Origin of the sequence: Rathayibacter festucae DSM 15932, from assembly GCF_004011135.1 — a bacterium.
GTDB classification, from domain to species: Bacteria; Actinomycetota; Actinomycetes; order Actinomycetales; family Microbacteriaceae; genus Rathayibacter; species Rathayibacter festucae.
The window spans coordinates 3,854,278-3,881,144 of record NZ_CP028137.1; the positions used below are offsets into that span (position 1 = coordinate 3,854,278).

Below are 26,867 nucleotides of genomic sequence, written 5' to 3' on the forward strand. Positions count from 1 at the left end.
GGAGGGTGCAGCCGGCTCAGGCCAGCAGCACGCGCTCCGGGTAGGGGTCGTGGCTGAAGCACAGCGTCAGCCCGGCGGCCTCGAGGCGCTCCAGCTCGCGCGACGTCCGGTGGTGTGCCTCCGCGTCGTGGCTGATCAGCCGGGGGAGGAAGCGCAGCCGGTCCGACCAGGTCAGGAACTCGCGGCCCCAGGCCGCGTCGCCGGCCAGCAGCACGCGGCCCTCGACCAGTGCGCCGAGGTGGCCGCTCGCGTGCCCGGGCAGCGGGGTGATCACGAAGCGGCCGTCGCCGAAGAGGTCGTAGCCGGCGACGCCGCTGGGAGTGGTCGCCACCGGCTGGTCGTCGACGAGCGTCGCCGTGTCCGCCCGGGTCGGGATCAGCGCCGCGAAGACGCCGTCGGTGATCCGGCTCCGCTCGATCGTCTCGAGCTGGCCGCGCGAGAGCACGAGCGTCGCGTCCGGGAACCAGCGGAGGCCCCCGACGTGGTCGGGGTGCAGGTGCGAGAGCACGACCGTGCCGATGTCGGACGGCGCGAGGCCGATGCCCGCGAGCCGCCGGTCGATCGTCTCGTCGGCGCCGACGCGGGCCGGGAGGATCCGCCGGTAGAGCGCGCCGACGGCGCCCGTCCCGCGCAGGGTCGGCGGGTAGCCGGTGTCGAAGAGCACGCGCCGGCCGCTCGGGTGCGTGTAGAGGAAGGCGGCGGAGGGGAACGTGCGGCGGGCGGGGCTCCCGCCGCGGAAGACGCGGGAGAGCGGGAAGCTCGTCTCGCCGCAGGCGAAGACCTGGAGGGCCGGCCCGTGCTCGCTCATGCAGTCCCCCGGTAGTGCTCGCCGACCCTCTGCAGGCCCTCCGCGAGCGGCACCCGCGGCGCGTAGCCGAGCTCGGCGCGCGCCCGCGAGATGTCGAGCGTCTGCGCGTAGGCGAGGGTGGCGACCGTGTAGCGGGTGAACGGCGGCTCCGCGCCGCCGGGGAGCACCGCGTACACGCGCTCGAGGACGGCCGCGAGCGCGCTGAGCACCCGCAGATCCACGGTGAGGTAGCGCGGCTCCTCGCCCATCGCGGCGAAGAAGCGGTCGAGCAGCTCGCCGAGCGGGGCCGGCTCGCCGTTGGTGATGTTGTAGACGCCGCCGGTCGCCACCGGGGCGTCGGCGGCGAGGCGCAGCGCGAGGGCCGCGTTCTCCACGCAGGTGATGTCGACCGGGTTCCGGCCGCCGTCGAAGAGCGGGACGCCGCGGCGCCGGCTCGCGGCGACGAAGCGCGGGATGAGGCTCGGGTCGCCGACGCCGATCAGCCCGCGCGGGCGCAGGATCACCAGCTCCGGGATCCGCCCGGCGGCGTGCGCCTCCTGCAGCAGCCGCTCGGCGGCGATCTTGCTGCGGATGTAGAGGCTCATCCGGCTGCGGGTGTCGACGTCCTCCTCGCGGATGCCGAGCCGGTGGCGCCGGGCCGAGTAGATGCTCGGCGAGGAGACGAAGACGAGGCGGCGGATGCCGCAGCGCTCGGCGAGGTCGATGATCGCCGCGGTGCCCGCGACGTTCGCCGCGTGGAACTCGCGCCAGCGGCCCCAGGGGCTGGAGAGGGCGGCGGCGTGCACGAGCACGTCGGCGCGGACGTCCTGCGTCGCGAGCTCGGCGAGGTCGGCCGCGATCGTCTCGGCGCCCGTCGCGCGCAGGCGGGCGAGCGCGTCGGCGTTCCGGCCGGTCGCGATCACCTCGTCGCCCGCGGCCAGGAACTCGGCGACCGCGTGGCCGCCGAGGAAGCCGGTCGCGCCGGTGATCAGGACGCGGCGGGGCCCGGGCAGCTCTGCGGGCTCCCGCGCGTCAGCGGACTCCCGGGCGTCAGCGGACATCGACGACCTCCGCGACGCCCGCGCGGCCCCAGCGCTTGCGGCCCCAGTACCAGAGCAGGATCCCGAGGTAGCCGAGCGCCTTGCCCTTGCGGATCGACATCCGCACCACGGCCTTCCGGTCGAGCCGCGCCTGCGAGCGCGGGATCACCCGGCAGACCTTCAGGTGCAGCTCCAGGTCCTCGTCGGTGTCGTCGATGCTCGAGCGCGGGAAGCCGCCGACCTCGAGGTAGAGCGCGGCGTCGATCGCCAGGTTCGAGCCGGCCGCCATGAACATCCGGTAGCGCTGGCCGGGCCGGCGGTAGAAGATCCCCGGGGCGTGCTCCATCAGGCGGATCATCGCGGTGCCGATCACGCCGTCGTACCAGCGGTAGACCGGCTCGTCGGTGCGGGGCACGAGCCTCCCGCCGATGAAGCGGACCCCGTCGGCGACGTCGGCCTTCAGGCGCGCCACCCAGTCCGGGGCGGGCAGGCAGTCCGCGTCGGTGCGCGCGACCGTCGCGGCGCCGTGCGCGACGGCATGGCGGAAGCCGGTGTCCGAGGCGGCTCCGGTGCCCTTCTGCGGCTCGTCGACCACGAGGACCGGGCGGTCGGGCCGCCGGGCCCGGAAGGCGTCGATCACCGCGCGGGAGCGGTCGGTGCTGCCGTTGTCGACGAGCAGCAGGGTGAAGCCGGGATCGGTCTGGTCGGCGAGGGCGTCGAGGGCGCCGCCGAGCAGCTTCTCCTCGTCGTAGAAGGGCACGACCACCCAGAACGCGCCACTCGTCGACTCGGTCACGCCGGACCCCCCTTCCGTCCCGCCGGAGCCTAGCGCGAGCGGGCGCGGACTCATCGGCGCTATACAGGACCGTGGCCGACGCGCTCCCGCTCCTCCTGCCCGTCCGTGTCCTCGGCACCGGCGAGGCCCTGCCGTCGCGTGTCGTGCCCACCGCCGAGGTCGCCGCGGTCTGCGGCATCGACGCGGAGGAGGCGGCGCGCCGCTCCGGAGTGCTGACCCGGCACTGGCTCGCCGACGACGAGGATCCGCTGGAGCTCGGCCTGCTCGCCGCCCGGCGGGCGCTGGACGCGGCGGGGATGGACGCGCGCGAGGTCGACGTCGTGCTGAACGCCTCCGGGACCCAGCTGCAGGCGATCCCCGACGGCGGGGCGTTGATCGCCGCAGGCCTCGGCCTCGAGGACGTCTCGGCCTACAGCCTGAACGCGACCTGCCTCTCGTTCCTCTTCGCACTGCAGGAGGCCGGCTTCCTGCTCGCGACCGGCCGCGCCGAGCGGGTGCTCGTCGTCTCGACCGAGGGCGGCAGCCGCGGCATCGACGTCCGGCAGCCCGAGAGCGCGCTGCTCTTCGGCGACGCGGCGGCCGCCGTCGTCCTCGGCCGTGCCGAGCGGCCGGACCAGGGCATCGTCACCTCGCGCTTCGAGACCCGGCCGAGCGGCGTCCGGCACGCCGAGATCCGCGGCTTCGGCTCGCGCATCCGGATCGAGGACGCCCCGGGGCGGCTCGACGACTTCCGCTTCGACATGCACGGCGGCGCGCTGCTCGTGGACGCGCTCCGGCACTTCCCGGCCTTCCTCGAGCGGGTGCGGCCCGGTCTCGGCACCGGCCTGCCGGGCATCGACCGCGTCGTGCCGCACCAGACCAGCAAGGCCGGCCTCGAGGGCATGGCCCGGCTCTGGGGCCGCGAGCGGATGGTGATCACCCTCCCCGAGGTCGGCAACACCATCGGCGCGGCGATCCCGCTCGCGCTGCACCGCGCCCGCTTGCAGGAGGGCGAGTCGGTGCTGCTGGTCGGCACCGGCGCGGGCACGCACTACGGCGCGGTGATCCTGCAGGCCTGAGGCCCGTCGGATCGAGCGCTCACCAGGCTGCCTGCTCACCAGGTGGTGACGGTCGTGCGGGTGATCACCCACTCGTCACCGACCGGCACCAGCCGGCTGGTGAGCTGCAGGCGCCAGGTGGCGTGCAGCGAGCCGATCGTCGCCTCGGTCAGCGTGCGCGAGACGAGCACCGGGTGCGCGGCCGTGCCGGAGACCGCGCTCTCGACGTGGTCGATGGCGTGGTACTCCTTCAGGCCCTCGGCGATGTCGTCCATCCAGTCGAGCTTCGACTGCACGAGCCCGGTCGGGTGCTCGATCACGAATCGGGTGTCGAGCAGCGCGTCGAGCACGGGGAGGTCGACGAACACCAGCGCGTCGAAGAGCTCGTCGTGCGCGTCGCGGGGCTCGGCCCCGCCCTCGCCCCGTGTCAGGGCGTCCGGCATCAGGGTGTCCTCCGCATCGAGGGCGGCGCGGTCGTCGCGCGCCGCACCAGCTGGGTCGGCAGCTGGACGTGCAGCGAGGCGGGGGTGCCGCCCGCCATCAGCGTGATCAGCATCTCGGCGGCCGTCGCGCCGAGCGTCTGCATCGGCTGCCGGATCGTGGTCAACGGCGGGTCGAAGCGGGCCGCCTCGGGCACGTCGTCGAAGCCGACCACCGAGAGGTCCCGCGGCACGTCGAGCCCGAGGTGCGCGGCCGTCTCGATGATCGCCAGGGCCGAGACGTCGTTCGCGGCGAAGACGGCGGTCGGCCGGTCGGCCAGCGAGAGCATCGTCGAGGCCGGCAGCCGCGCCGTGTCGTGGTGGTAGCTGCCCACCCGGAGCAGCCGCTCGTCGAACGCGATCCCCGCCTCCGAGAGCCCGGCGCGGTAGCCGGCCTCGCGCAGCCGGGCGGAGCGGAGGTCGACGCGGCCGGCGACGAAGCCGATGCGCCGGTGGCCGAGGGCGACGAGGTGCCGCACGGCCTGGAGGGCGCCGCCGAAGCTGTCGGACTCGACGGTCGGCACGTCGGCGCGGCCCGTGTGCGGGTCGACGGCGACCAGCGGGATGTCCGACGGCGTGCTCACCACCGAGGGCGTCACCACGATCGCGCCGTCGATCAGGGTGCCGCTGAGCCGGCTGAGCGAGCGCCGCTCCCAGCCCTCCTGCTCGCCCTCGTGCGAGCCGCTGTAGGCGAGCAGGTCGAAGCGCGACCGGCGCAGCACCGAGCCGACGCCCTTGAGGATCTCCGCGCTGAACGGCTCGAAGCCGGCGACCAGCACGCCGATCACCCCGGTGCGCCGCGAGCGCATGCTGCTGGCCACCAGGCTCGACTCGTAGCCGAGCTCGCGCACGATCTCGAGCACGCGGTTCGCCGTCGCGGGCGCGATGCCGTAGCGGCCGTTCATCGCCTTCGACACGGTCGCGACCGAGACGCCGGCGGCGGCGGCGACGTCGTGGATGGTCGGGCGGAGAGACATGCGGTCGACCCTAGACCCCGGAAGCGCGCCGATGAGAGCGCGATCCGGATCCCTGACCCGGCACTTCGAAAATGGTTTCGAAAACGTTTGCCGATCCTTTCGGCCGCTCTGAGACTGATCGGGCCCGTCCTGGACGGGTGCACCTCGGCGCCGCTCTCCCTGGCGGCGCCTCTCAGCGAAGAGAACGGTTCGAACGATGAAGTTCACGAGAACAGCATTCAGGAAGACGGCGGTGGCCAGCGTGGCCCTGCTCGGCGCGGCGGCGGCCCTCAGCGGCTGCTCCGCCCAGGACGCGGGATCCTCCGACGGCACCGTCGCGATGACCCTGTGGCAGAACTCCACCACCGGCCCCGGCCAGGAGTTCTGGGAGAAGACGATCGCCGACTTCGAGGCCGCCAACCCGGGCGTCACCATCGAGTCGCAGGCCATCCAGAACGAGGACCTGGACGGCAAGCTGCAGACGGCGCTCAACTCGGGCGACGCCCCGGACATCTTCCTCCAGCGCGGCGGCGGCAAGCTCGCGGCGATGGTCGCGGGCGGCCTGGTCAAGGACCTCACCGGCGGCATCTCGGACCAGGCGCGCAGCGAGATCCCCGAGGGCTCGTTCCTGGCGAACACGCTCGACGACAAGGTCTGGGCGATGCCCGTGGCCGTGCTCCCCGGTGGCCTCTTCTACAGCCAGGACCTCTTCACCGAGGCCGGGATCACCGAGACGCCGAAGACCCTCGACGAGCTCGACTCCGCGGTCACCGCGCTCAAGAGCGCCGGAGCGCAGCCGATCGCGCTCGGCGCGAAGGACGCCTGGCCCGCCGCGCACTGGTTCTACTTCTTCGCCCTGCGCGAGTGCAGCGCGGACACCATGGCCGAGGCGGCCGACTCCAAGGACTTCTCGGACGACTGCTGGCTGAAGGCGGGCGAGGACCTGCAGTCCTTCGCCGGCACCGAGCCGTTCAACGAGGGCTTCCTCACCACCGCCGCCCAGCAGGGCGCCGGATCCTCCGCCGGACTCCTGGCCAACCACCAGGCCGGCATGGAGCTGATGGGCGCCTGGAACCCCGGCGTCATCGCCTCGCTCACCCCCGACGAGAAGCCCCTGCCCGACCTCGGCTGGTTCCCCTTCCCCGAGGTGGACGGCGGCGCCGGCGCGCCCGGGTCGATCATGGGCGGCGTCGACGGCTACTCCTGCTCCACCGCGGCGCCCGACGAGTGCGTCGACTTCCTGAACTACCTCGCCACCTCCGACGTGCAGAAGGAGTACTACGCCGCCTTCAACGCGCCGCCGGTGAACACCGTCGCGCAGGAGGCCGTCACCGAGCCGTACCTGAAGGACATCCTCGCCGCGTACAACTCGGCGCCCTACGTCTCGCAGTGGCTCGACACCGTCTACGGCCAGAACGTCGGCAACGCGCTGAACGTCGCCGTCGTCGACCTGCTCGCCGGCAAGAGCGACCCGGAGCAGCTCGTCGAGGCTGTCGACGCGGCCGCGGCCAAGGCCTGACCGTGACGACCACTGCGCTCCGCGAGGACGCGCGCCCCGAGGCCCCGGCGGCGAAGCGACGCCGCCGGGGCCTCGGCTGGTCGGGCCGCCTCGAGGTCGCGATCCTCGTCGGCCCGGCGCTGATCGTCTTCCTCGCCTTCGTGATCTTCCCGGTCGTGATGGCGGCCTACTACGGCTTCTTCAGCTGGCAGGGCTACGGCGTCCCGACCGACTTCGTCGGGTTCAAGAACTACCTGACGATCCTGCAGGACCCGACCTTCCACGAGGCGCTCAGCCACAACGGCACGATCGTGGTGCTCTCGCTCGTCCTGCAGGGGCCGGCCGCGATCCTGATCGCGCTGCTGCTCAACCGCAAGCTCCGCGGGCAGTCGATCATCCGCGTGCTGATCTTCGTGCCCTACGTGATCTCCGAGGTCGTCGTCGGCACCGGCTGGAGCCTCATGCTCCAGACCAGCGGCGCCGTCAACGGCTTCCTCGAGAAGGTCGGGCTCGGCGCACTGAAGCAGGACTGGCTCTCGGACCCCTCGATCGCCATCTGGACCCTGATGCTGATCATCACGTGGAAGTACATCGGCTTCGCCGTGATCCTCTTCCTCGCGGGCCTCCAGGGCATCCCGGAGGAGCTGTCCGAGGCCGCGTCGATCGACGGCGCGTCCTACTGGCAGGTGCAGCGGCGGATCACCCTGCCGCTGCTCGCCCCGACCCTGCGGATCTGGGCGTTCCTGTCGATCATCGGCGCGCTGCAGCTGTTCGACCTCGTCTACATCATCTGGGGGCAGTACGTGTCCTCGACCGCCGGCACCTCGACCATGGCGACGTACCTCGTCACCAACGGCCGCAACGCCGGCAACTACGGCTACGGCAACGCGGTCGCCGTGGTCCTGTTCCTCGTCTCGCTGATCGTCGCGCTGCTCTACCAGCGCTTCGTGCTGCGGCGGGACACCGAAGGCGCCCTCACGGGAGACACGAGGAAGGCCGGAGCCAAGAGATGACGACCCTGACAGCGGTGCCCCCGGGCACCAAGCCGCCCACCGCGACCACGCCGCTCTCGCCGCGTCCGCCCAGGCCCCGCCGCCGCCCGCTGGGGCGCGGCACGATCATCGCCTACGTCGTCGCGATCGTCGTGATCGCCCTGATGCTGGCGCCGGTGGCGTACATCATCATCGGCGGGTTCCGCACGAACGCGCAGATCACCACGGACCCGTCCGGGTTCCCCGCGCCGTGGAACGTGCAGAACTACCTCGACGTGATCACCGGCGGCATCTTCTGGCGCGAGGTCGGCAACTCCGCCATCGCGGCCGGAGCGACCACCCTCGGCGTCGTCGTGCTGGGGCTGATGGCGAGCTACGTGCTCGCCCGCTACAGCTTCAGCGGACGCGGCGTGTTCTACGCGCTCTTCGCGGCCGGACTGATGTTCCCGATGACCGTCGCGATCACCCCGCTCTACCTGGTGATCAAGAGCCTCGGCCTGATGAACTCGCTCGCCGGCGTCGTGCTCCCGCAGATCGCGTTCGGCCTGCCGACGACGATCATCATCCTGGTGCCGTTCCTGCGGGCGATCCCCGACGAGATCCAGGAGGCGGCCTTCATCGACGGCTGCAGCCGGATCGGCTTCTTCTGGCGGATGGTCGTCCGCCTGGCGATGCCGGGCGTGATCACGACGGGCATCCTCGCCTTCATCGCGAGCTGGAACAGCTACCTGCTGCCGCTGTTCATCCTCAGCGACGAGTCGAGCTTCACCCTGCCGCTGGGCGTGCAGGCCTTCTCGTCGCAGTACTCCGTCGACACGGCGAAGGTGCTCGCCTTCGTGTCGCTGTCGATGATCCCGGCGCTGATCTTCTTCAGCGTCTTCGAGCGCCGCATCGTCGGCGGACTCACCGGAGCGGTGAAGGGATGACCCCCATGAACGAGAGCCCGACCACCGAGACTCCCGCCCCGTCCGCGCGCGTCGCCGACCTGATCGGCCGGATGACGCTGGAGGAGAAGCTGACCCAGCTGGTCGGCTACTGGGTCGACCAGGGCGGCGAGGTCGTCGCGCCGCTGGCCGGCGAGATGGCCACCTCCACCGGCTACGCCGACGCGACCCGCGAGGGCATCGGCCAGCTCACCCGCGTCTACGGCACCCGCCCGGTCGACCCGGTCGAGCGCGCGCAGTGGCTGTGGGCCGAGCAGCGCCGGCTGGTCGAGGAGACCCGGCTGGGCATCCCGGCGATCGTGCACGAGGAGTGCCTGACCGGGCTGGCGGCGTGGAAGGCCGCGACCTTCCCGACGCCGCTGGCCTGGGGCGCCTCCTTCGACCCCGAGCTCGTCGAGGAGATGGCCGCGGCCATCGGCGGCTCGATGCGCGAGCTCGGCATCCACCAGGGCCTGGCCCCCGTGCTCGACGTGATCCGCGACCCCCGCTGGGGCCGGGTGGACGAGTGCATCGCCGAGGACCCGTACGTGGTCGGCACGATCGGCACCGCCTACGTGCGCGGGCTGCAGTCGGCGGGCGTCGACGCGACGCTCAAGCACTTCATCGGCTACTCCGCCTCGCGCGGCGGCCGCAACCACGCGCCGGTGCACGCCGGACCGCGCGAGATCGCCGACGTGCTGCTCCCGCCGTTCGAGATGGCGATCCGCGACGGCGGGGCGCGCTCGGTGATGAACTCCTACGCGGAGATCGACGGCGACCCGGTCGGCGCGACGCCGGCCTACCTCACCGGCGTGCTCCGCGAGCGCTGGGGCTTCGACGGCGTGGTCGTGGCGGACTACTTCGCGGTCGCCTTCCTGCACCTGATGCACGCCGTCGCCGCCGACCTCGGCGAGGCCGCCCAGCTCGCGCTCGAGGCCGGCATCGACGTGGAGCTGCCGACCGGCGACGCCTTCCTCGCGCCGCTCGCCGAGCGGATCCGCTCCGGCGGCGCCGACGAGGCGATCGTCGACCGCGCGCTGCTGCGGGTGCTCGCGCAGAAGGAGCGGCTCGGCCTGCTCGACGCCCGCTTCGACGACGCGCCCGAGTCGATCGACCTCGACTCGCCCGCGCACCGCGACCTCGCCCGCCGTCTGGCCGAGGAGTCGCTCGTGCTGCTGACGAACGACGGGCGACTGCCGCTCGCCCAGCCGAGCCGGATCGCCCTGATCGGCCCGAACGCCGACAGCGCGCCCGCCCTGATGGGCTGCTACTCCTTCGCCAACCACGTGCTGGCGCACCACGAGGGCGTGCCGCTCGGCTTCGAGATCCGCACGGTGCGGGAGGCGCTCGCCGCCGAGTTCCCCGGGAGCGAGCTGCTCCTCGCCGAGGGCTGCTCGGTGGAGGGCGAGGACCCCGCCGGAGACACTGCAGGGATCGCCGAGGCCGTCGAGGCCGCCCGCGGCGCCGAGGTGGCCGTGGTCGTCGTCGGCGACCGGGCCGGGCTCTTCGGCCGCGGCACCGTCGGCGAGGGCAACGACGTCGAGAGCCTCGAGCTGCCCGGCCGCCAGCGCGAGCTGGTCGAGGCGGTCGTCGCCACCGGCACGCCGGTCGCCCTGGTGCTGCTCACCGGCCGCCCCTACGCGATCGACTGGGCGGTCCGCGGCGACTCCGCGCCCGCGGCGGTGCTGCAGGCGTTCTTCCCCGGGGAGGAGGGGGCCGGCGCGATCGCGGGCGTCCTCTCGGGCCGCGTCTCGCCGTCCGGCCGACTGCCGGTCTCGCTGCCGCGCTCGGCCGGCGCGCAGCCGTTCTCCTACCTGCACCCGATCCTCGGCGGGCCCTCCGACGTGACCAGCGCCGACAGCACGCCCGTGCTGCCGTTCGGGCACGGGCTGGCGTACACGACGTTCAGCCGGTCGGAGCTGGCGCTCGAGTCGACCGATCTCGGAACAGGCGAGGCACCCACCGACGGCGCCTTCACCGCGACCGTGCGGGTGCGCAACACGGGGGAGCGCGACGGCGTCGACGTCGTGCAGCTCTACGCCCGCGACGTGGTCGCCTCGGTGACCCGGCCGGTCGCGCAGCTGCTCGGCTACGCGCGGGTCGAGCTCGCGGCGGGGGAGGAGGCGCTGGTGCGCTTCGACGTCCCCGCAGCGCGGCTCGCCTTCACCGACCGCCGCGGCGTGCGCTCGGTCGAGCCGGGGCTCGTCGAGCTCTGGGTCGGGCCGGACTGCGCCTCGAAGGAGGCGACGGCCGAGGTCGTGCTGACCGGCGAGGTGTCGCCCGTCGGCGCCGAGACCCGGCGCACCGTGCTGACCGAGGTCGTGCGCGAGGACGCTCGGGTGGCGGTGCTCTGACAGCCGGGCCAGGCTGGAGCGATGAGCAGTGATCAGAGCCCCATCGATCAGAGCAGCGCCCATCAGAAGCAGACTCTCCTCCGCTACCTGCAGGAGGGCCGCGACGCCCTCCTGCAGAAGCTCGACGGCCTGGGCGAGTACGACCTCCGCCGGCCGCTGGTGCCCACCGGCACCAACCTGCTCGGCCTGGTGAAGCACGTCTCGGGGACGGAGGCCGGCTACCTCGGCGCCGTCTTCGGCCGGCCGTTCCCCGAGCCGATGCCCTGGATGGAGGAGGAGTCCGAGCCGAACTCCGACATGTGGGCGACGGCGGAGGAGTCGCGCGAGCAGGTGGTGGAGCAGTACCGCCGGGTCTGGGCGCACTCCGACGCGACGGTCGCCGCGCTCGACCTCGACGCTCCGGGCGTCGTGCCGTGGTGGACGAACCGCGACGTGACGCTGCACCGGATCCTCGTGCACCTCACCGCCGAGACCCACCGGCACGCGGGGCACGCCGACATCGTCCGCGAGCTGATCGACGGCCGGGTCGGGCTGCGCACGCCGGGCGACAACCTGCCGCCGGTCCCCGCCGAGTGGTGGCCGGAGCACGTCGCCCGCCTGGAGGCGGTGGCGCGCGCGGCGGAGCAGTAGCGCTCCCGGCGGGGCTCCCGGGCGCCGCCTCCCCCGTAGGGGTGGCATCCGGACTGAGAGGGCTCGCAGGGACTCGGCTGGCCATCAGGTGTCGGTTAGCGTGAGCGCGTGTCCCCGGAAGGGGGACGCACCGCGCCGACGTCTGGAGACGACATGACCACCGCCCCCTCCCGCCGCACCACCGCATCCCGCACCATCCCCCGCCGCACCCTCACCACCGCCGCCGCCTGGAGCGTCCCGATCGTCGCGGTCGCCGCCGCCGCTCCGCTCGCCGCGGCCTCGACCACCCCGCCGCCCGCGCCGTCGGTCCGCTCGGTCGAGTACACCTCCTTCACCGCCGAGAGCTTCCGCGAGGAGCAGATCAACGTGAACCGCCCGCTCGCCATCGCGATCACCGGGCAGCTCACCGCCGGCGAGCTCGTCACGCTGACCGTCGCGCCGCGGATGACCCGCTCCGGCTCCGGCGACTCGCGCGCGACTCCGCTGCGCATCACCGCCGCCGACGGCCCCAACTTCTCGGTCGTCTCCTCGAGCGTCGGCTCCGACGGCTCGCAGACGCTCCTGCTGCGCACCAACCGCGACCTCGCCGACGGCTCGTACCGCAAGACCATCGCCTGGGTCCCGGTCGACGGCCGCACCCAGGAGCAGACCGCCGACCTGCTGCTGACCTGGCCGCTCGGCACCTACACGGCGCCGATCACGGTGATCGTCGCCGGCGTGGCCGGCAGCGAGCAGGCCTACACGCTCAACCGCACGCCCGTCGGCGGCGCGGAGGAGTAGGGGGAGGGGAGTTCTCGGGCCCTCCGTCAAGGGGGTGGGAGCTCTCAGCGCCGCGTTCTAGCGTCGGATCTCGGCGCGGTCGTGCGCGCGAGAGGGGAAGACGATGCAGAAGCTGTACTACGCGAGCGGATTCGTGCTGCTGGGGGACGCGGTGTGCACCGCGGTCGTCGAGTACGCCCAGGCCCTGGCGAACGTCGGGAAGTCCGACCTCGTCGTCGTCCCGGGGCTCTCCGACGAGGGGCTGCGCGGCGAGACCCGCCTGCTGCTCGGGCCCGCGAGCCAGCTCTTCACCAGCCCGGCACTCGACCGCGGGATCGACCTCGACGACGACGAGGCGGTCGAGTCCATGCGCGACAAGACGCGGCGGCTGCTGCCGGCCCGGCCCACCACGGAGGCCCGCGCCAGCGAGGACCACGACAGCGGCGGGGACTTCTTCTAGGCGCCGGTCACTCGGGCGCGCGTCACTTCTCGAGCGTCGTGCTCGGCCGCTCGCCGAAGCGGTGCGCGTACGACGCCGAGAAGCGGCCGAGGTGCGCGAAGCCCCAGCGGTGCGCCACCTCGGTCACGCTGACCTCGCCCGAGGCCTTGGCGCGCAGCTCCTTGCGCACGGCGTCGAGCCGGATGCGGCGCAGGTAGTCGACGGCGGTGAAGCCGAACTCGCGGCGGAACTCCGACTGCAGGGTCCGCAGGCCGACGCCGCAGGCCTCGGCGATCGTCTCGGTGCGGATCGGCTCGTGCGCGTGCGCGTACATGAACTCGATCGCGGTGCGCAGGCGCCCGCTGCGCGGCACGGCGAGGTCGGTCGGCGCAGCGAGCGACTCGTGCGGGAACGTCTCGAGCAGCGCCACGGCGACGGCGCGGTCGGCCTCCTGGCGCAGGAGCGCGGAGCTGTCGACGTCGTAGATCACCCGGGCGACCGCGGCGACCGTGGCCGACCAGCGGCGCAGCGCCTCGCCCTCGGGGCGCGCGGTGGTGTCGAACAGCAGTGGTCCGCCCGCCGTGCCCTCCACCTCCTGGGCGACGCCCTCGAGGTAGCCGCCGTCGAAGTGGATGAGGTTCTGCCGGTAGTCGTGGAACTCGAAGGCGTTCGGCCGGCCGGTGACGAAGATCGCGGGGCGGCCGTAGATCTGGCGCATCGGCGCGTGGTCGAGGTCGGTGACGCCCTCGCCCGCGGTGAGCCAGGAGACGACGTACTCGCCGTCGGTCTGGATCCGGCCCTCGATCGAGCCGGCGAACTGGCTGCCGCGGAGCGTGACGTCGCTGTCGCCGACCGAGGTGTAGCGGTAGGAGAAGTCCTCGCCCGGCTCCACCGAGAAGCGGTGCCCGTTGTACACCGACTCGAGCAGTGCGCGTGCCTGCTCGAAGTCCCGCCCGCCGATGTCGGAGCGGATGACCTCGCCGTTCGAGTCGTCCATCGCCACCAGCGTCGCATGCGTGCGCATCGACGTCGAGAGCAGCGGCGCGGAAGTTCGCTGGGCGGATACGGCCTGCGGAGACGACCTAGGCGGCGGCGCGGCGCTTCCGCGGCCCGAAGGCCTGCGTCATGGCGACCACCGTGGCGCCGCGGAACTGCGAGAGCAGCACGACCGAGTGCCGGGCCCCGGATTCGACGGCGAGGGAGAACGTGCCGCCCGTCGAGGTGTCCCACCAGGAGCGGATGTCGAGCGCCCGCAGCCGGACGGTCGGCTGCGTGCCGCCCAGGACCAGCAGTCCCTCGGTGACGCAGAGCGAGCCGGTGACGCCGTCGAGCGTGGTCGAGCAGGCGAAGTCCGCGTCATGGTGCGCCGGCCCGGCGAGCCGGAGGAAGTCGGGGGCCCAGTGCTCGGTTCCGTGCATCATCGTCTCCCCGCCCCCCGGCTGCGTGACGGGATCAGGCCGCGGCGGTGGCGACGGCGGAGTCCGGCTGCTGCGCCGGCTCGGGGACGATGCGCAGCCCGCGGCCGCTGTTGGCCTCCTCCATCAGCGCGCGCACCCAGGCGGCGTTGATGGCGGGGACGCGGCTGCCGTGGAAGGAGAACTGCAGCGGGATGGTCGGGTGCAGCCAGAGCGTCTGGCGGCCGGTGCCGTGCGCGCTCGAGGCGTCCAGCTGGAAGGCGAAGGCCTCGTTGCGGCGGAACTTGTTGATCATCACGATCTGCAGGTGCGCGAGCGCGCGGTCGTCGATCTCGTGGGAGGTGGCCGGAGTGCCGTAGAGGAGAGCGCCCATGTGCGGAGCCGCCGTTCTGTGTGGGAGTCGCGGTGTCGGCCGCGACGGGACGTGGGGGAACCGGCGGAGCGCCGGGACGTCGTGCGAGTCGGAGGAGGCCGACCCACCGCCGGGCTCGGAGGGCCCTGGCGGCGACTCCCTCTGCCGGGTGCCGGGCGGAGGGGGGAGTCGAGCGAGTGGTCGCAGGAACGACCGTTCTCCGAAGGTACGGGGAGCGGCCCTGGAACGGGGGCCGCTATCCGCTTTGCGAAGCGGCACCCGGGTGCCGCGGGCGGACTCCCAGGAACGCGATGCCGCGTGCTCAGAACGCGTAGCGGACGCGGCAGTAGGGCAGGCGCTCGGCCAGTAGGGCGAGGAAGCGGTCGAGGGCGGCGCGCTTGAGGTCGCGGCGGTAGCGGATGTTGACGGCGCCGTTCTCGGAGACCTTCGACTCCTGCATCCGGGGCGCCCAGAGCAGGTCCTCGGCCTTCGGGTGCCAGCCGAGGTTGACCTCGTGCAGGCCCGCGTTGTGGGTGAGCAGGATCACCTCGGCGGCGAGCTGCGCCTTCGCCCGCGGGTGCAGGGCCGCGTCGAGCTGCTCGAAGAGCTCGGTCCAGTCGCGCTGCCAGGTCTCGGTGAGGATCACCGGCGAGAAGTTGACGTGCACCTCGTAGCCGGCGTCGACGAAGTCGTTGATCGCGGCGATCCGCTCGGCCATCGGCGACGTGCGCACGTCGGTGACCTTCGCCGTCTCGGCGGGCATCAGTGAGAAGCGGACGCGGGTGCGGCCGAGCGGGTCCCACTCGAGCAGCTCGCGGTTGACGTACTTGGTGGCGAACGAGGCCTTGGCGGTCGGCGACATCCGGAACAGGTCGCAGAGGTCGCGGACGTTGTCGCTCAGCAGCGCGTCCACCGAGCAGTCGCTGTTCTCGCCGATGTCGTAGACCCAGGCCTCGGGGTCGCACTGGTTCGCCTCGGCCTTCACGCCCTGCTTCGCGATGTGGCGGGCGAGGTGCCGCTGGATCTGCTCGATGTTGGCGAAGACCGTGATCGGGTTGCTGTAGCCCTTCCGCCGCGGCACGTAGCAGTAGACGCACGCCATCGCGCAGCCGTTGGCGGAGGAGGGGGCGATGAAGTCGGCGGAGCGGCCGTTGGGGCGGGTCACCAGCGACTTCTTGACGCCCACGACGAGCGCCTCCGTCTTGATCCGCACCCAGCGCGCGACGTTCGCCTCGTCGCCGTGCACCTCCGGGATGTTCCAGTGCGAGTCGACCGGCACGATCTCGGCCGCGGGCCAGCGCTCGACGATCTCCTGCCCGCGGGGCAGCTCGAGCGCGGCCGGCTCGGCGTAGATGCGCCGGACGTCGAGGAGGGTGCGCTGACGGATGCCGGACATGCGTCCGTTCTACCGGCGACCACCGACAGCGATCGTCCCTGCTGGTGTCCGACGGTCTCAGCGGCTGACCGGACCGCCCCAGCCGCCGGGACTCTGCGGGTAGGGCCGGAAGGCCCCACGATCGCTCTTCGTCGGTTCGTTCCGGGACAGTGCACGTTCGTTCCGGAGCACTGCAGCGATCCGGAAATTCAGATCACTCTCTGTGATCCGTTTTTTCGGATCATGCATCGTGATTCGAATATCCGGATCGGCCAGGCTCTTCGCTCGCGCGGCGCATCGACCGGACGGCCGCGATCGACGACGCCGCTGAAGGAGCCTTCCCGCGCCGGACGTCGAGGAGGGTGCGCTGACGGGTGCCGGACATGCGTCCGTTCTACCGGCGACCACCGACAGTCCTCGGGAGTAGAGTCCCGCGCATGGACGCCGCCGCCTCCTCCGCCATCGGCGCCGCCGCCGTCACCGAGCTGCCGCCCGACTTCGTGCTCGCCCTCGAGGCCGTCGGCGAGGCGCTCGCCGCGATGGCCGCGGGCGATGCGGAGCCGTACCGCCGCTGCTGGGCCGACACCGCGGACTCGACGCTCTACGGCGCGTTCGGCACGATCGAGCGGGGCCGCGCGGCGATCGACGAGACGCTCGGCTGGGTCGCGGGCCGCTTCGCCGGCGGCGGGCTGACGCCGCACTACGACCTGATCCACGTCGCCGGCGATCTGGCCTACACGGTCGGCCGCGAGATCGGCGCGACGCGGATCGACGGGCGCGAGACGGCTCCGCTGATCATCCGGGTCACCCACGTCTACCGCCGCATCGACGGGCAGGGCTGGCGGATCGTGCACCGGCACGGCGACCACCCGCCGCACCTGGAGCGCTGAGGTCAGCGCGGGCGGCGGGCGGGGTTCCCGCCGTCGCCGATGTAGCGCGAGGAGCCGTAGCCCACGACCAGGTAGCCGATGATCGCCAGCAGCCAGAGCAGCACGATGCTGAACAGCGCGCCCTTGCCGAACGAACGGCCGACCCCGAGGGCGATGAAGATCGCCCAGATCACGTTGACGAACGGGATGAGGAAGAGCAGCACCGTCGCTCCGTGGTAGCCGGCGATCTTGGTCAGCAGGTAGGTGTTGTAGATCGGGATGAGCGCACCCCAGCCCGGGCGGCCCGCCTTGGTGAAGACGGGCCAGAGCGCGACGACGGCGATCACGTAGCCGATCAGACCGCCGAAGAAGCTGCCGACCGAGGTCGCGGCGTTGAGGCCGCTGGGGACGTCGTTCTGGCTGAGCAGGGACGTCTGGGCGAGGGTGATGACGGCGTCGAGCACGGCGGGGTCCTCTCGGAGGGGTGGATGTCCGCTCACCGTAGCGGCGCGGGTGCGTGGTGAGGGCATCCCGTTCGCGGGGCATCGCGGAGGATGGAGGCATGGAGCCGACCGCCGACCGCTACCGCCGCGCCGCCGTCGAGCTGGCGCAGACCTCCGAGCTGCAGGTCGAGTGGGCGCTCGCCGTCGCCGGCGATGAGGCGCTGCTGGCGCTGATCGACGAGCTGCCGCCCGCCCACCGGCAGCCGTCGCTGCTGTTCTCGGTGGCCCGGCTGCTCGGGGTGCCCGCGGTGGACGGCTCGGGCTTCGCGGAGTGGCTGCGGCGGGAGTGGCCGCGGGTCGCGCCGGTGGCGGCGGAGCGGCTCACCCAGACGAACGAGGCACTGCGCTGCGCCCCGCTGGTCGCGGCGCTGGAGCGGATCACGGAGCCGGGGGAGCCGGTCGCGCTGATCGAGATCGGCGCCTCGGCCGGGCTGTGCCTGGCGCCGGAGCGGTACTCGTACGTGTTCGCGGGGGCGGAGGGGACGACTCGGCTGGGGCGGGGCGAGCCGGTGCTCGAGTGCGCGGTGACCGGGGGAGCGGCGCCCTCGCGGCTCCCCGTCGTGGCCTGGCGGCGCGGGCTGGACCTGCGTCCGCTCGACGTCGGCTCCGCCGAGGACCGTGCCTGGCTGGAGGCGCTGCTGCCGCCGGACCGGCCGGAGCGCACCGAGCGGCTCCGGGCCGCCGTGGCGACGCTGCGGGAGGACCCGCCCGCGATCGTCGCCGGCGACGCGGCGCAGGCGCTGCCGGAGGTGCTCGCCGCGGTGCCGCGCGGGCTGCGCGCGGTCGTGGTGTCCCTCGGGACGCTGGTGTACCTGCCGTGGGCCGCGCGGGAGCGCGTGCTGGCGGCGGTCGCCGAGTCGGGCGCGAGCCTGGTGACGCTCGAGGCGGAGGCGCTGCTGCCGTCGCTCCGGGTGCAGGCCGCCTCGCTGACAGCGCCGGAGCGCACGCCGTTCCTGCTCGCGGCGGACGGGGTGCCGCTCGCCTTCACGGCGCCGCACGGCGGCCGGCTCTCCTGGCTGAGCTGACGCCGACCACGCGGGTCTCCTAGGAACGATCACCCAGTCCGTATGGGGAAAAGCATGCTGATCGATACGCCCCTGCGGGGCTACTCGACCACCATGGCGCGGCGCCGCCGCGTCCTTTCCCTCACCACCGAGACGAGAAGCGGCTTCGCGGCTCGATACGCGCTGCGCGTTGCTCGACCGGAAGGGATGCGCACAACATCAGCTGAGAGCAGGGGGCCTCGTCTGACAGCGGAGGCCACCCCTTCTCAGCTGATGTTCTGCAGCGCTCGAGCGCTCTCCCTCGCCACTGAGCCGCGCTGCTACAGGGCGTCGACGAAGAGCTGGGTGGCCTGGGGGACGTAGGAGGTGTTCGTCGACGGGTCCCAGCCGACGAGGGCGACGACGTCGCCGCCGACGCGGGTGGTGATGCCGACGAGGGTGAAGGGGGCGCCGCCGACGTCGCCGGTGACGGTCCAGCCGACGGCCTCGTCGGTGCCGGTGATCGTCGGCTCGGTCTGCTCGACGGTGGTCTGCACGGGGGTGCCCTGCAGGGCGAACAGCTCGGAGCCGTCGGCGCAGCGCTCGAGCGCGTCCTCGGCGGAGGCGACGAGGGCGGAGGCGGTGTCCGCGTCGCCGGTGCTCGCGACGACCGAGGTCATCGAGCGGTCGGCGCTCGTCCCGTAGGCGAGGCCCGCGTCGGTGAGCGTGTCGTCCGCGTCCCAGCCGACGCCGAACGGCGCGAGGCAGGAGGCGTCCGTCGCGGTGAGCCCCGGGTAGACCGAGCCGAGCATCTCCTCGGTGCTGGTGAACTCCGCGGGCACGAACTGGATGTCGTCGAAGATCGTCGCCAGCTCGGCGTCGGTGTGCTGCGGCAGAGCCTCGGCGGTCGGCTCCGGCTCGGCGGCGGCGGTGCAGCCGGTCAGCGCGAGCAGCAGGGCGCCCGCGAGGGCGACTCCGGCTCGGGCGGCGGTGGTGTGCGTCATGGTGGTTCCCCCTCTGCCCCGCCGTGCGTCGGGGCGGAGCGGCCCGAGGCTAGCAGAGGCCTCGGACACTCCCGCCGCACCACCGCCCGCCCGCTAGATCTCCGTGTGCCCCAGGTCCGCGTGCGCGAGCAGCCGGATCTCCGGCTCCGCGATCGACTCGAACTCCAGCACGACCACCTCGTTGCGCCCCACCCGGGTGACCGGCGACGGCACGATCAGCGTGCGCTGCGGCCCGCGCCGCCAGTAGCGGCCGAGCAGGAAGCCGTTCACCCAGACCAGGCCCTTGCCCCAGTGCAGCGTGTCGAGGTGCAGGTCGGCCTGCGCGTCGAGCTCGAAGGAGCCGGAGGCGAGCCCCGGTCCGGCCGCGAACGCCCCGCTGCCGGGCACCCGGCCGCACTCGGGCAGGCACTCCGGCGCGAGCGGCCGGGCGACCCAGCCGCGAAGCTCCGCGCCGTCGATCCGCACGCCGCCGATCAGCCCCTTGTGCTCGCCGATCCGCTCGCCGTAGTTCACCCGGCCCTGGTCCTCGACCAGGACCGCCAGCTCGCCGGTGCCGCGGGGCAGGGTGATCGCCCGCTCGTGGTCGTCGCGCGCGAGCACGCCGACCGGGACGCCGTCGAGCAGCACCCAGGCGCGGTCGCGCACCTCCTCGCCGACGACGAGCCGGGCGGGAGCGTCGCCCGCCGCCAGCGTGGTCGTGAACAGCGCGAACCCGCCGGCCAGCCCGAGGTCGTCGAAGCTCGCCATCGACTCCAGGCGCGTCGCCGGCCCGAAGACCGCGTCGAGCCCGAGCAGCGCGGGGCCGGGCACGAGCGGCGCGGTGAGCACCGGAGCCGGCGGGGACACCGCGGGCACCTCCTCCGGCACCGGCGCGTAGCGCGCGATGACCTCGCGGAAGGCCCAGTACTTCGCCGTCGGGTCGCCGCTCTCGTTCAGCGGGGCGTCGTAGTCGTAGCTCGTGGTGATGGCGGCGTAGCGGCCCTTGTCGTTCGCGCCGCTGGTCAGGCCGAAGTTGGTGCCGCCGTGGAACATGTAGATGTTGACCGAGCCGCCGACCGCGAGCAGCGCGTCGAGCTCGCTCGCCGACGCCGCCGCATCGGTGGTGTGGTGCTGGGTGCCCCAGTCGTCGAACCAGCCGCACCAGAACTCCATGCACATCAGCGGGCCGGTCGGCTGGAACTCGCGCAGCGTCGCGAGGCGCTCGGCCGTCCGCGAGCCGAACGAGCCGGTCAGGTGCAGGCCGGGCAGGCTGCCGTCGGCGAGCATCTGCGGAGTCGGCTGGTCGATCGTGGTCAGCGGCACCGTGATGCCGCTGTCGCGGGTGACCCGGACCAGCTCGGCGAGGTACTCCTTGTCGGAGCCGTACGCGCCGTACTCGTTCTCGATCTGCACGAGGACGACGGGGCCGCCGCTGTCGATCTGGCGCGGCGCCACGATCGCGGAGATCCGGCGGAGGTAGTCGCTGACGGCGGCGAGGTAGTGCGGCTCGGAGCGGCGCACGCCCACCTCGGGGTCGCGGAGCAGCCAGGCGGGCAGGCCGCCGTTGTCCCACTCCGCGCAGATGTAGGGGCCGGGGCGCACGATCGCGTGCAGGCCCTCGGCGGCGATCAGGTCGAGGAAGCGGCCGAGGTCGAGCCCGGCGTCCTCGCGCCAGGCGCCGCGCTGCGGCTCGTGCGCGTTCCAGGCGACGTAGGTCTCGATGGTGTTCAGGCCCATCAGGCGGGCCTTGCGGATCCGGTCGGCCCAGAGGTCCGGGTGGATCCGGAAGTAGTGCAGCGCTCCCGACAGGATGCGGTGCGGCCTGCCGTCGAGCTCGAAGTCGGTCGCGCCGATGGCGAAGCGGCTCTGGGTCGCGCCGGTCGGCACGGCGGCCGGCGCGGCGGAGTCGGGAGCGGTGGTCATGCGGGATCCCCCTCAGGATCGTGGGACGGGTCGAGGCCGGCCGGAGCGATCCGACCGGCCTCGAGCGCCGCCAGTGCTGCTTGAGAACAGTGCTACTCGGAGACGGTGAAGCCCTGAGCGTTGCCGTACTCGACGAGCTTGCTCTGCCAGGCGGCGATGCCGTCGTCGAGGCTCGACTTGTTGGCGTAGGCCTGGCCGACGGTGTCGCCGAAGACGCTGTTCGCGTAGACCTGGAAGGGCAGGTACGACCAGCCGGGACGGACGTCCGTCGAGGCCTGGGTCAGCACCTCGTTGATCTTCTGGCCGCCGAAGTACTCGGACTCGGCGCCGGTGAAGTCCGGGCTGCTGAGGTCGGCCGAGGTCGACGGGAATCCGCCGCTCTCGAGGAAGACGTCGACCGAGGCCTCGTCGCTGTTCAGCCAGCGCAGGAACGCAGCGGCCAGCGCCGGGTTCTCGCTCTGCTTGGTGACGGACTGGCCGCCGCCGCCGTTCTCGGCGCTGACGGCGGTGCCGTCGTAGGTCGGGATGGGCGCGACGGCCCAGTCACCGGAGGCGTCGGGGACGCTGGACTCGAGCACGCCGGGCATCCAGGCGCCGGTGATCAGCGAGGCGATCGAGCCGTCGCCGAGGCCCTTGTACCACTCGTCGCCCCACGCGGGGGTGTCGGAGAGGAGGCCGCCCTCGACGAGCTGGTTCCAGACGCCGGTCCACTTCTCGGTGCCTTCGTCCTTGAGGTTCACGGTGACGTTCGTGCCGTCGGTCGTGAAGGGCTCGCCGCCCGCCTGCCAGATCATGCTGGTCGCGAAGCCGGCGTCGCCGGTGTCGGCGGTGATGAACTTCGACGGGTCGGCCGCCTGGAGCGACTTCGCCGCGGCGATGTACTCGTCCCAGGTGGTCGGCACGGCGATGCCGTACTGATCGAAGACCGTCTTGTTGTAGAACATCGCCATGGGGCCCGAGTCCTGCGGGAGGCCGACGAGCTTGCCGTCGATGTTGACGCTGCCCCAGGTGGAGGCCGAGAACTTGTCCTCGAGGTCGCCCATGCCGTACTGGGAGAGGTCGAGCAGCGAGTCCGACAGCGCGAACTGCGGCATGGCGTAGTACTCGATCTGGACGACGTCGGGGGCGCCCGAGCCGGCCTTGATCGCGTTCTCGAGCTTGGTGTACTCGTCCTTGTTCGTGCCGGCGTTGACCAGCTCGACGTCGACCTTCGGGTATGCCTTCTCGAACGCGGCGACCTGGGCCTCGGCGCTGGGGGTCCAGCTCCAGTAGGTGATCTTCCCGCCGGTCTCGAGCGCGGCGTCGAGGTCGGCCGCGGTGCCGGAGGCGGTCGTGCCGCCGCCGGTGGTGCCGCCGGACGAGCAGGCGGCGAGCGAGCCCGCGGCGAGTGCTGCGGCCGCGACGACCGTCAGGGTCCGCCGGAGGGCGGAGTGGGCGATCTTCATGGTGATTCCCTTCACTTCTTCGTGCTGTGGGGTGGTGCGGGTGGAGTGGTGCGGGGCAGGACGCTCCGACCGGGGAGTGGGTACGGGGGAGGGCCTAGCCCTTGACGCTGCCGGCGCTCAGGCCGGACTGCCAGAAGCGCTGGAGGCCGAGGAACGCGACGACGATCGGGATGATCGTCAGCAGCGAGCCGGTGATCACCAGGTTGTAGATCGGCTGGGCGCTGACGCCGGTGGCCTGCGCGTTCCACTGGTTGAGGCCGACGGTGAGCGGGTACCACTGCGGATCGCTCAGCATGATCAGCGGGAGGAAGTAGTTGTTCCAGGTCGCGACGACCGAGAACAGCAGCACGGTGACGATGCCGGGGGCGAGCAGGCGGATCGAGATGGTGAAGAAGGTGCGGAACTCGCCAGCGCCGTCCATCCGCGCCGCCTCGAGCAGCTCCGTGGGCACCGACTCGACCGCGTAGACCCAGACCAGGTACAGGCCGAAGGGGCTGATCAGCGAGGGGATGATGATCGCCCACGGGGTGTTGGTGAGGCCGAGCTGGCTGAACATCAGGAAGGTCGGGACGGCGAGCGCGGTGCCGGGGACGGCGATCGCGCCGAGGACGACCGCGAAGACCGCCTTGCGCCCGGCGAAGCGGAACTTCGCGAGGCCGTAGCCGGCGAGCGTGGCGAGCAGGGTCGCTCCGCCCGCGCCGACCACCACGTAGAGCAGCGTGTTGCCGAGCCAGCGGAGGAAGATGCCGTCGCGGTAGGTGAGCGTCTCGGCGATGTTCTGGAAGAGGACGAAGTCGCCGTCGAACCAGAGGCCGAAGCTCGAGAACAGGCCGGCCTGGGTCTTGGTCGCGTTGATCACGAGCCAGGCGAGCGGCACGAGGCTGTAGAGGATGAACGCCGACATCAGCAGGGTGAAGGCGATCGACTTCTTCGGGGCGACCGAGGAGCCGCGGCGGGCGGGGCGCTTCGCCGGGGCGGCCTTCGTGGGGCGGGGTGCGGTTGCGATGGCCATCAGTTCTCCTTGCGCGCGCCGCGGAGCTGCACGACGTAGGCGATCACCGCGGTGATCACGCCCATGACGATGGCGACCGTGGCCGACGCGTTGTACTGCTGACCCGCGAAGGACAGGTTGTAGGCGTACATGTTCGGCGTGAAGTAGGTGGTGATGATGTTCGGCGCGAGCGTCCGGAGGATGTTCGGCTCGTTGAACAGCTGGAAGCTGCCGATGATCGAGAAGATCGAGGCGATCACGATCGCGCCGCGCAGGGCGGGCAGCTTGATCGAGCGGATGACCCGCAGCGGGCCGGCGCCGTCGATCTCGGCGGCCTCGTAGAGCTCGCCGGGGATGGTCTTCAGCGCGGAGTAGAAGATCAGCATGTTGTAGCCGACGAACTCCCACGTGACGATGTTGCCGATCGAGACCAGGATCCAGTCGCGCGAGAACGGCGCGATGAGGTCGGAGCCGAGCAGGTCGTTGACGTTGGCGGTGAGGCCGAAGTTGTCGCCGTAGATGAAGCCCCACATCAGGACCGCGACGACCGCGGGGACCGCATAGGGGAGGAAGACGACGATGCGGAAGAAGCCGGTGCCGTGCAGCCGGCCGCTGTCGATCGCGAGGGCCGCGACGAGCGCGAGCACGAGCATCACAGGGACCTGGACGACCAGGAACAGCAGGACGCGGCCGAAGCCCTCCCAGAAGTTCGGGTCGCGGAAGATCGCGAGGTAGTTCTCGAAGCCCACGAAGGCGTTGCCGCCGATGAGCTGCTCGCGGAAGAGGCTGAGGTAGATCGAGTAGATCACCGGCGCGATGAAGACCAGCAGGAACACCACGAGGAAGGGGGCCACGAAGGCCAGGCCCTTCCACTCGCTCTTCGCGCGACTGCGCGGAACGGCGAGGGGTGCGGCCGGAGGGGTGACCTCGCGCAGCGGGACAGGGGGAGACGTCGTCGTCATCGAGGAGATTCCGTTCGGGGTCGGTTCCGACATGTTCACGTCAACATGGCAGGACGCCACCGTAGCATGGCCACGTCAACACGCGCACGATCCGTTAGGTTTCGATGGGGAAACGATGTTCCGCCACCGGCGCGGGACTCGTGGAGGGACGGCATGGCCATCGAGACGAACGCGGCGACCGCCGTCCCACGCCGACGGAGCGTGTCGATGGCCGACGTCGCGCGACGCGCGAACGTGTCCGGGCAGACCGTCTCGCGGGTGTCCAACGGGAAGCAGAACGTCGACACCGAGACGCGCGAGCGCGTGCTCGAGGCGATGCGCGCCCTCGGCTACCGGCCCAACAGCGCCGCGCGGGCCCTGCGCACCGGCCGCTTCCACAGCATCGGCGTGATCATGTTCACGCTCTCCTCCTTCGGCAACATGCGCACCCTCGACGCCATCGCGGTCGCCGCGGCCGACGCGGGGTACTCGATCACCCTCATCCCCGTCCCGCACCCGACCCAGGGCGAGGTGTCCGTCGCCTTCCACCGCCTGAGCGAGGAGGCGGTCGACGGCGTCATCATCGTGATGGAGGCGCACCTGCTCGACGAGGCCGACATCGTGCTGCCGCCGGATCTCCCCGTCGTGGTCGTCGACTCGGCCGGCGGCGACCGCTACCCGGTCGTCGACACCGACCAGGTCTCCGGCGCGCGCCAGGCCGTCGAGCACCTGCTCGGGCTCGGCCACCGCACCGTCCACCACATCGCCGGGCCGGAGCGCTCCTACTCGGCCGAGCGGCGCCGGGAGGCGTGGGAGTCGACGCTGCGCGCGCAGGGCGCCCCGGTGCCCGAGGCGCTCGTCGGCGACTGGTCGAGCGCGTCGGGGTACCGGATCGGCCGGGAGCTGGCCGCGGATCCCGCTGTGACGGCGGTCTTCGCCGCGAACGACCAGATGGCGCTCGGCGTGCTGCGGGCCCTGCACGACGCGGGCCGGGCGGTGCCGGGCGAGGTCAGCGTCGTCGGCTTCGACGACATGGAGGAGTCGGCGAGCTTCTGGCCGCCGCTGACCACCGTGCATCAGTCGTTCGGCGACACCGGGCGCCGCTCGGTCGACATCCTGCTGCGCGAGCTGGAGTCGGGCGAGCGCTCGGGCGTGACGCTGACGCCGACGGAGCTCGTCGTGCGCGAGAGCACGGGGCCGGCGCCGCGCTGAGGCCCTCGGGGCCGCCCGGGCCGCTCGGAGGTGTCGGCTGCGGGCGATACTGTGAGGCTTCTCACCCGTCCTCGCTAAGGAGCACCCATGTCGGTCGGCCTGCTCGCCGTCGTCGATGACATCCTCACCGCCGCCCTGAAGGCGAGCGCGAAGACGGCCGGTGTCGTCATCGACGACGCGGCCGTCACTCCGCAGTACGTCCAGGGGCTGACCCCGGCGCGCGAGCTGCCCGTGGTCGGGCGGATCGCGCTCGGCAGCCTCGTCAACAAGTTCGTGATCATCATCCCGATCGCGCTGCTGCTCTCCTCGTTCGCGCCCTGGGTGCTGCCGTACCTGCTGATCGTCGGCGGCGCCTTCCTCTGCTTCGAGGGCGCGGAGAAGGTGCTCGAGTGGTTCGGCGTGCACCACGCGGCGGGCGAGACGGAGGCGCGCGACGAGAAGAAGCTCGTCTTCGGCGCCGTCCGGACCGACCTGATCCTCAGCACCGAGATCATGCTGATCGCGCTCGACGGGCTCGACACCGACCTCGGCTTCGGCGGGACGCTCGGCGCGCTCGCCGTGGTCGGCCTCGGCATGACGCTGCTCGTCTACGGCGCGGTCGCGCTGCTGGTCAAGATCGACGACGTCGGGCTGCGGCTGATGAAGAACGCGGCTCGCGGCGTCCGGCGCTTCGGCGTGCGCATCGTCGCCTCGATGCCGGCCGTCTTCCGCACCATCAGCATCATCGGCACGCTCGCGATGCTCTGGGTCGGCGGGCACCTCGTCACCGCGAACCTGGCCGAGACCTTCTGGCACGGTCCGTACGACCTCGTGCACGTCGTCACCCACGCGGTGGAGGGCGCCGGCCCGGTCGTCGTCTGGATCGCCGACACCTTCGTCTCGATGATCTTCGGCCTCGTGCTCGGCCTGATCGTCGTCGCCGCCGTCACGGGCGTCCGCCGCGTCCTGAAGCGCGGCGAGCCGGCCGAGGCCCACTGACCACCGCATGCTGATCGAGTAGCCCGCGCCGCGGGCGTATCGAGATCCACCGGCTTCAGAAGTCGAGTCTGCAGACCTGCTCTGCTGAGGACGCCGGGTCTCGATACGCCGCTCCGCGGCTACTCGACCAACATAGGAGGCCCGCGAGCCTCCTCATGGTGATCGAGTAGCCCCGCTGGGGCGCATCTCCATGTCGATCGAGTAGCC

General features: G+C 72.3%; 27 protein-coding genes. 12 read left to right on the plus strand and 15 right to left on the minus strand.

Going from position 1 to position 26,867, the window contains the following annotated elements; translation table 11 throughout:
* Window positions 1-16 precede the first annotated feature (16 nt).
* Genes C1I64_RS17610 through C1I64_RS17620 form a run of 3 tightly spaced genes read right to left on the minus strand, consistent with a single transcriptional unit; the run spans window position 17 to window position 2,623 of the window.
* Window positions 17-808, minus strand: a complete 792-nt coding sequence (locus C1I64_RS17610; RefSeq protein WP_127888117.1) for an MBL fold metallo-hydrolase — start codon at window positions 806-808, stop codon at window positions 17-19.
* Complete coding sequence (locus C1I64_RS17615; RefSeq protein ID WP_127888118.1) at window positions 805-1,848, minus strand: NAD-dependent epimerase/dehydratase family protein; 1,044 nt, start codon at window positions 1,846-1,848, stop codon at window positions 805-807. The genes C1I64_RS17610 and C1I64_RS17615 overlap by 4 nt, the downstream gene beginning before the upstream one ends.
* Entirely contained in the window at window positions 1,838-2,623 is a 786-nt protein-coding gene (locus C1I64_RS17620) for a glycosyltransferase family A protein (protein ID WP_164874584.1), read from the minus strand. Before C1I64_RS17620 ends, C1I64_RS17615 begins: the two co-directional genes overlap by 11 nt.
* 71 nt (window positions 2,624-2,694) lie before the next feature.
* Between C1I64_RS17620 and C1I64_RS17625 the strand changes: the two genes are divergently transcribed.
* Entirely contained in the window at window positions 2,695-3,681 is a 987-nt protein-coding gene (locus C1I64_RS17625) for a 3-oxoacyl-ACP synthase III family protein (RefSeq protein WP_127888120.1), read from the plus strand.
* Between the two features lie 35 nt (window positions 3,682-3,716).
* On the opposite strand, the gene C1I64_RS17630 is transcribed toward C1I64_RS17625, so the two are convergent.
* Complete coding sequence (locus C1I64_RS17630; protein ID WP_127888121.1) at window positions 3,717-4,103, minus strand: nuclear transport factor 2 family protein; 387 nt, start codon at window positions 4,101-4,103, stop codon at window positions 3,717-3,719.
* Window positions 4,103-5,116, minus strand: a complete 1,014-nt coding sequence (locus C1I64_RS17635; protein ID WP_123705810.1) for a LacI family DNA-binding transcriptional regulator — start codon at window positions 5,114-5,116, stop codon at window positions 4,103-4,105. The genes C1I64_RS17630 and C1I64_RS17635 overlap by 1 nt, the downstream gene beginning before the upstream one ends.
* Before the next feature lie 196 nt (window positions 5,117-5,312).
* Between C1I64_RS17635 and C1I64_RS17640 the strand changes: the two genes are divergently transcribed.
* From C1I64_RS17640 to C1I64_RS17670, 7 genes are all read left to right on the plus strand, one after another.
* Window positions 5,313-6,614, plus strand: coding sequence for an extracellular solute-binding protein (locus C1I64_RS17640; protein WP_127888122.1), 1,302 nt, complete (start codon window positions 5,313-5,315; stop codon window positions 6,612-6,614).
* 2 nt (window positions 6,615-6,616) lie between these two features.
* Complete coding sequence (locus C1I64_RS17645) at window positions 6,617-7,606, plus strand: carbohydrate ABC transporter permease (protein WP_244209521.1); 990 nt, start codon at window positions 6,617-6,619, stop codon at window positions 7,604-7,606.
* Complete coding sequence (locus tag C1I64_RS17650) at window positions 7,603-8,511, plus strand: carbohydrate ABC transporter permease (protein WP_127888123.1); 909 nt, start codon at window positions 7,603-7,605, stop codon at window positions 8,509-8,511. The genes C1I64_RS17645 and C1I64_RS17650 overlap by 4 nt, the downstream gene beginning before the upstream one ends.
* Before the next feature lie 5 nt (window positions 8,512-8,516).
* The gene (locus tag C1I64_RS17655; RefSeq protein WP_127888124.1) at window positions 8,517-10,862 is read left to right on the plus strand and encodes a beta-xylosidase/alpha-l-arabinosidase; all 2,346 of its coding nucleotides are present in this window, start codon (window positions 8,517-8,519) and stop codon (window positions 10,860-10,862) included.
* 21 nt (window positions 10,863-10,883) lie between these two features.
* A complete protein-coding gene (locus C1I64_RS17660; RefSeq protein WP_127888125.1) occupies window positions 10,884-11,492 on the plus strand; it encodes a DinB family protein in 609 nt (202 codons plus the stop codon).
* A 153-nt stretch (window positions 11,493-11,645) separates the two neighbouring features.
* Window positions 11,646-12,272 (plus strand): hypothetical protein, encoded by a 627-nt coding sequence (locus C1I64_RS17665; RefSeq protein WP_127888126.1) that lies wholly within the window; start codon window positions 11,646-11,648, stop codon window positions 12,270-12,272.
* Between the two features lie 103 nt (window positions 12,273-12,375).
* Complete coding sequence (locus C1I64_RS17670; RefSeq protein WP_123447513.1) at window positions 12,376-12,711, plus strand: hypothetical protein; 336 nt, start codon at window positions 12,376-12,378, stop codon at window positions 12,709-12,711.
* A gap of 22 nt (window positions 12,712-12,733) precedes the next feature.
* On the opposite strand, the gene C1I64_RS17675 is transcribed toward C1I64_RS17670, so the two are convergent.
* From C1I64_RS17675 to C1I64_RS17690, 4 genes are all read right to left on the minus strand, one after another.
* A complete protein-coding gene (locus C1I64_RS17675) occupies window positions 12,734-13,687 on the minus strand; it encodes a helix-turn-helix transcriptional regulator (protein WP_159423744.1) in 954 nt (317 codons plus the stop codon).
* Window positions 13,688-13,772: 85 nt separating this feature from the next.
* Window positions 13,773-14,108: a hypothetical protein gene (locus tag C1I64_RS17680; RefSeq protein WP_133672107.1), complete on the minus strand. Its 336-nt coding sequence runs from the start codon at window positions 14,106-14,108 to the stop codon at window positions 13,773-13,775.
* 34 nt (window positions 14,109-14,142) lie between these two features.
* Window positions 14,143-14,478 carry a DUF7882 family protein gene (locus C1I64_RS17685; protein ID WP_123447516.1) on the minus strand — a complete coding sequence of 112 codons (336 nt, stop codon included), beginning with the start codon at window positions 14,476-14,478 and terminating at the stop codon, window positions 14,143-14,145.
* A gap of 301 nt (window positions 14,479-14,779) precedes the next feature.
* Entirely contained in the window at window positions 14,780-15,853 is a 1,074-nt protein-coding gene (locus C1I64_RS17690; protein ID WP_127888127.1) for a spore photoproduct lyase family protein, read from the minus strand.
* Window positions 15,854-16,269: 416 nt separating this feature from the next.
* On the opposite strand from C1I64_RS17690, the gene C1I64_RS17695 reads away from it, so the two are divergent.
* Window positions 16,270-16,722 (plus strand): YybH family protein, encoded by a 453-nt coding sequence (locus C1I64_RS17695; RefSeq protein WP_164874585.1) that lies wholly within the window; start codon window positions 16,270-16,272, stop codon window positions 16,720-16,722.
* 2 nt (window positions 16,723-16,724) lie between these two features.
* On the opposite strand, the gene C1I64_RS17700 is transcribed toward C1I64_RS17695, so the two are convergent.
* Entirely contained in the window at window positions 16,725-17,165 is a 441-nt protein-coding gene (locus tag C1I64_RS17700; RefSeq protein WP_208645160.1) for a DUF5684 domain-containing protein, read from the minus strand.
* A 98-nt stretch (window positions 17,166-17,263) separates the two neighbouring features.
* On the opposite strand from C1I64_RS17700, the gene C1I64_RS17705 reads away from it, so the two are divergent.
* Window positions 17,264-18,229, plus strand: coding sequence for a DUF2332 domain-containing protein (locus tag C1I64_RS17705; RefSeq protein ID WP_127888129.1), 966 nt, complete (start codon window positions 17,264-17,266; stop codon window positions 18,227-18,229).
* Between the two features lie 299 nt (window positions 18,230-18,528).
* Here the strand turns inward: C1I64_RS17705 and C1I64_RS17710 are convergent, their stop codons facing one another.
* The 5 genes from C1I64_RS17710 to C1I64_RS17730 form a co-directional block, all read right to left on the minus strand.
* Window positions 18,529-19,191, minus strand: a complete 663-nt coding sequence (locus C1I64_RS17710) for a hypothetical protein (protein ID WP_127888130.1) — start codon at window positions 19,189-19,191, stop codon at window positions 18,529-18,531.
* Between the two features lie 93 nt (window positions 19,192-19,284).
* On the minus strand, window positions 19,285-21,093 hold the full coding sequence (locus tag C1I64_RS17715; RefSeq protein WP_127888131.1) for a glycoside hydrolase family 35 protein: 1,809 nt from the start codon (window positions 21,091-21,093) through the stop codon (window positions 19,285-19,287).
* A 92-nt stretch (window positions 21,094-21,185) separates the two neighbouring features.
* The gene (locus tag C1I64_RS17720) at window positions 21,186-22,538 is read right to left on the minus strand and encodes an ABC transporter substrate-binding protein (protein ID WP_123444434.1); all 1,353 of its coding nucleotides are present in this window, start codon (window positions 22,536-22,538) and stop codon (window positions 21,186-21,188) included.
* 94 nt (window positions 22,539-22,632) lie between these two features.
* Window positions 22,633-23,550: a carbohydrate ABC transporter permease gene (locus C1I64_RS17725; protein ID WP_123444435.1), complete on the minus strand. Its 918-nt coding sequence runs from the start codon at window positions 23,548-23,550 to the stop codon at window positions 22,633-22,635.
* The gene (locus C1I64_RS17730; RefSeq protein WP_123444496.1) at window positions 23,550-24,491 is read right to left on the minus strand and encodes a carbohydrate ABC transporter permease; all 942 of its coding nucleotides are present in this window, start codon (window positions 24,489-24,491) and stop codon (window positions 23,550-23,552) included. Before C1I64_RS17730 ends, C1I64_RS17725 begins: the two co-directional genes overlap by 1 nt.
* A gap of 153 nt (window positions 24,492-24,644) precedes the next feature.
* On the opposite strand from C1I64_RS17730, the gene C1I64_RS17735 reads away from it, so the two are divergent.
* Both C1I64_RS17735 and C1I64_RS17740 read left to right on the plus strand, forming a co-directional pair.
* Entirely contained in the window at window positions 24,645-25,682 is a 1,038-nt protein-coding gene (locus C1I64_RS17735) for a LacI family DNA-binding transcriptional regulator (RefSeq protein ID WP_127888132.1), read from the plus strand.
* Between the two features lie 87 nt (window positions 25,683-25,769).
* Entirely contained in the window at window positions 25,770-26,660 is an 891-nt protein-coding gene (locus tag C1I64_RS17740; RefSeq protein WP_123731701.1) for a DUF808 domain-containing protein, read from the plus strand.
* Window positions 26,661-26,867: the final 207 nt, after the last annotated feature.

Coding starts and splice junctions, on each gene's coding strand:
- C1I64_RS17610 (WP_127888117.1), bottom strand. CDS start 808: ATGAGCGAGCACGGGCCGGCCCTCCAGGTCTTCGCCTGCGGCGAGACG.
- C1I64_RS17615 (WP_127888118.1), bottom strand. CDS start 1,848: ATGTCCGCTGACGCCCGGGAGTCCGCTGACGCGCGGGAGCCCGCAGAG.
- C1I64_RS17630 (WP_127888121.1), bottom strand. CDS start 4,103: ATGCCGGACGCCCTGACACGGGGCGAGGGCGGGGCCGAGCCCCGCGAC.
- C1I64_RS17635 (WP_123705810.1), bottom strand. CDS start 5,116: ATGTCTCTCCGCCCGACCATCCACGACGTCGCCGCCGCCGCCGGCGTC.
- C1I64_RS17640 (WP_127888122.1), top strand. CDS start 5,313: ATGAAGTTCACGAGAACAGCATTCAGGAAGACGGCGGTGGCCAGCGTG.
- C1I64_RS17650 (WP_127888123.1), top strand. CDS start 7,603: ATGACGACCCTGACAGCGGTGCCCCCGGGCACCAAGCCGCCCACCGCG.
- C1I64_RS17655 (WP_127888124.1), top strand. CDS start 8,517: ATGAACGAGAGCCCGACCACCGAGACTCCCGCCCCGTCCGCGCGCGTC.
- C1I64_RS17660 (WP_127888125.1), top strand. CDS start 10,884: ATGAGCAGTGATCAGAGCCCCATCGATCAGAGCAGCGCCCATCAGAAG.
- C1I64_RS17665 (WP_127888126.1), top strand. CDS start 11,646: ATGACCACCGCCCCCTCCCGCCGCACCACCGCATCCCGCACCATCCCC.
- C1I64_RS17670 (WP_123447513.1), top strand. CDS start 12,376: ATGCAGAAGCTGTACTACGCGAGCGGATTCGTGCTGCTGGGGGACGCG.
- C1I64_RS17675 (WP_159423744.1), bottom strand. CDS start 13,687: ATGGACGACTCGAACGGCGAGGTCATCCGCTCCGACATCGGCGGGCGG.
- C1I64_RS17680 (WP_133672107.1), bottom strand. CDS start 14,108: ATGCACGGAACCGAGCACTGGGCCCCCGACTTCCTCCGGCTCGCCGGG.
- C1I64_RS17685 (WP_123447516.1), bottom strand. CDS start 14,478: ATGGGCGCTCTCCTCTACGGCACTCCGGCCACCTCCCACGAGATCGAC.
- C1I64_RS17690 (WP_127888127.1), bottom strand. CDS start 15,853: ATGTCCGGCATCCGTCAGCGCACCCTCCTCGACGTCCGGCGCATCTAC.
- C1I64_RS17695 (WP_164874585.1), top strand. CDS start 16,270: ATGGACGCCGCCGCCTCCTCCGCCATCGGCGCCGCCGCCGTCACCGAG.
- C1I64_RS17705 (WP_127888129.1), top strand. CDS start 17,264: ATGGAGCCGACCGCCGACCGCTACCGCCGCGCCGCCGTCGAGCTGGCG.
- C1I64_RS17710 (WP_127888130.1), bottom strand. CDS start 19,191: ATGACGCACACCACCGCCGCCCGAGCCGGAGTCGCCCTCGCGGGCGCC.
- C1I64_RS17715 (WP_127888131.1), bottom strand. CDS start 21,093: ATGACCACCGCTCCCGACTCCGCCGCGCCGGCCGCCGTGCCGACCGGC.
- C1I64_RS17720 (WP_123444434.1), bottom strand. CDS start 22,538: ATGAAGATCGCCCACTCCGCCCTCCGGCGGACCCTGACGGTCGTCGCG.
- C1I64_RS17725 (WP_123444435.1), bottom strand. CDS start 23,550: ATGGCCATCGCAACCGCACCCCGCCCCACGAAGGCCGCCCCGGCGAAG.
- C1I64_RS17730 (WP_123444496.1), bottom strand. CDS start 24,491: ATGACGACGACGTCTCCCCCTGTCCCGCTGCGCGAGGTCACCCCTCCG.
- C1I64_RS17735 (WP_127888132.1), top strand. CDS start 24,645: ATGGCCATCGAGACGAACGCGGCGACCGCCGTCCCACGCCGACGGAGC.
- C1I64_RS17740 (WP_123731701.1), top strand. CDS start 25,770: ATGTCGGTCGGCCTGCTCGCCGTCGTCGATGACATCCTCACCGCCGCC.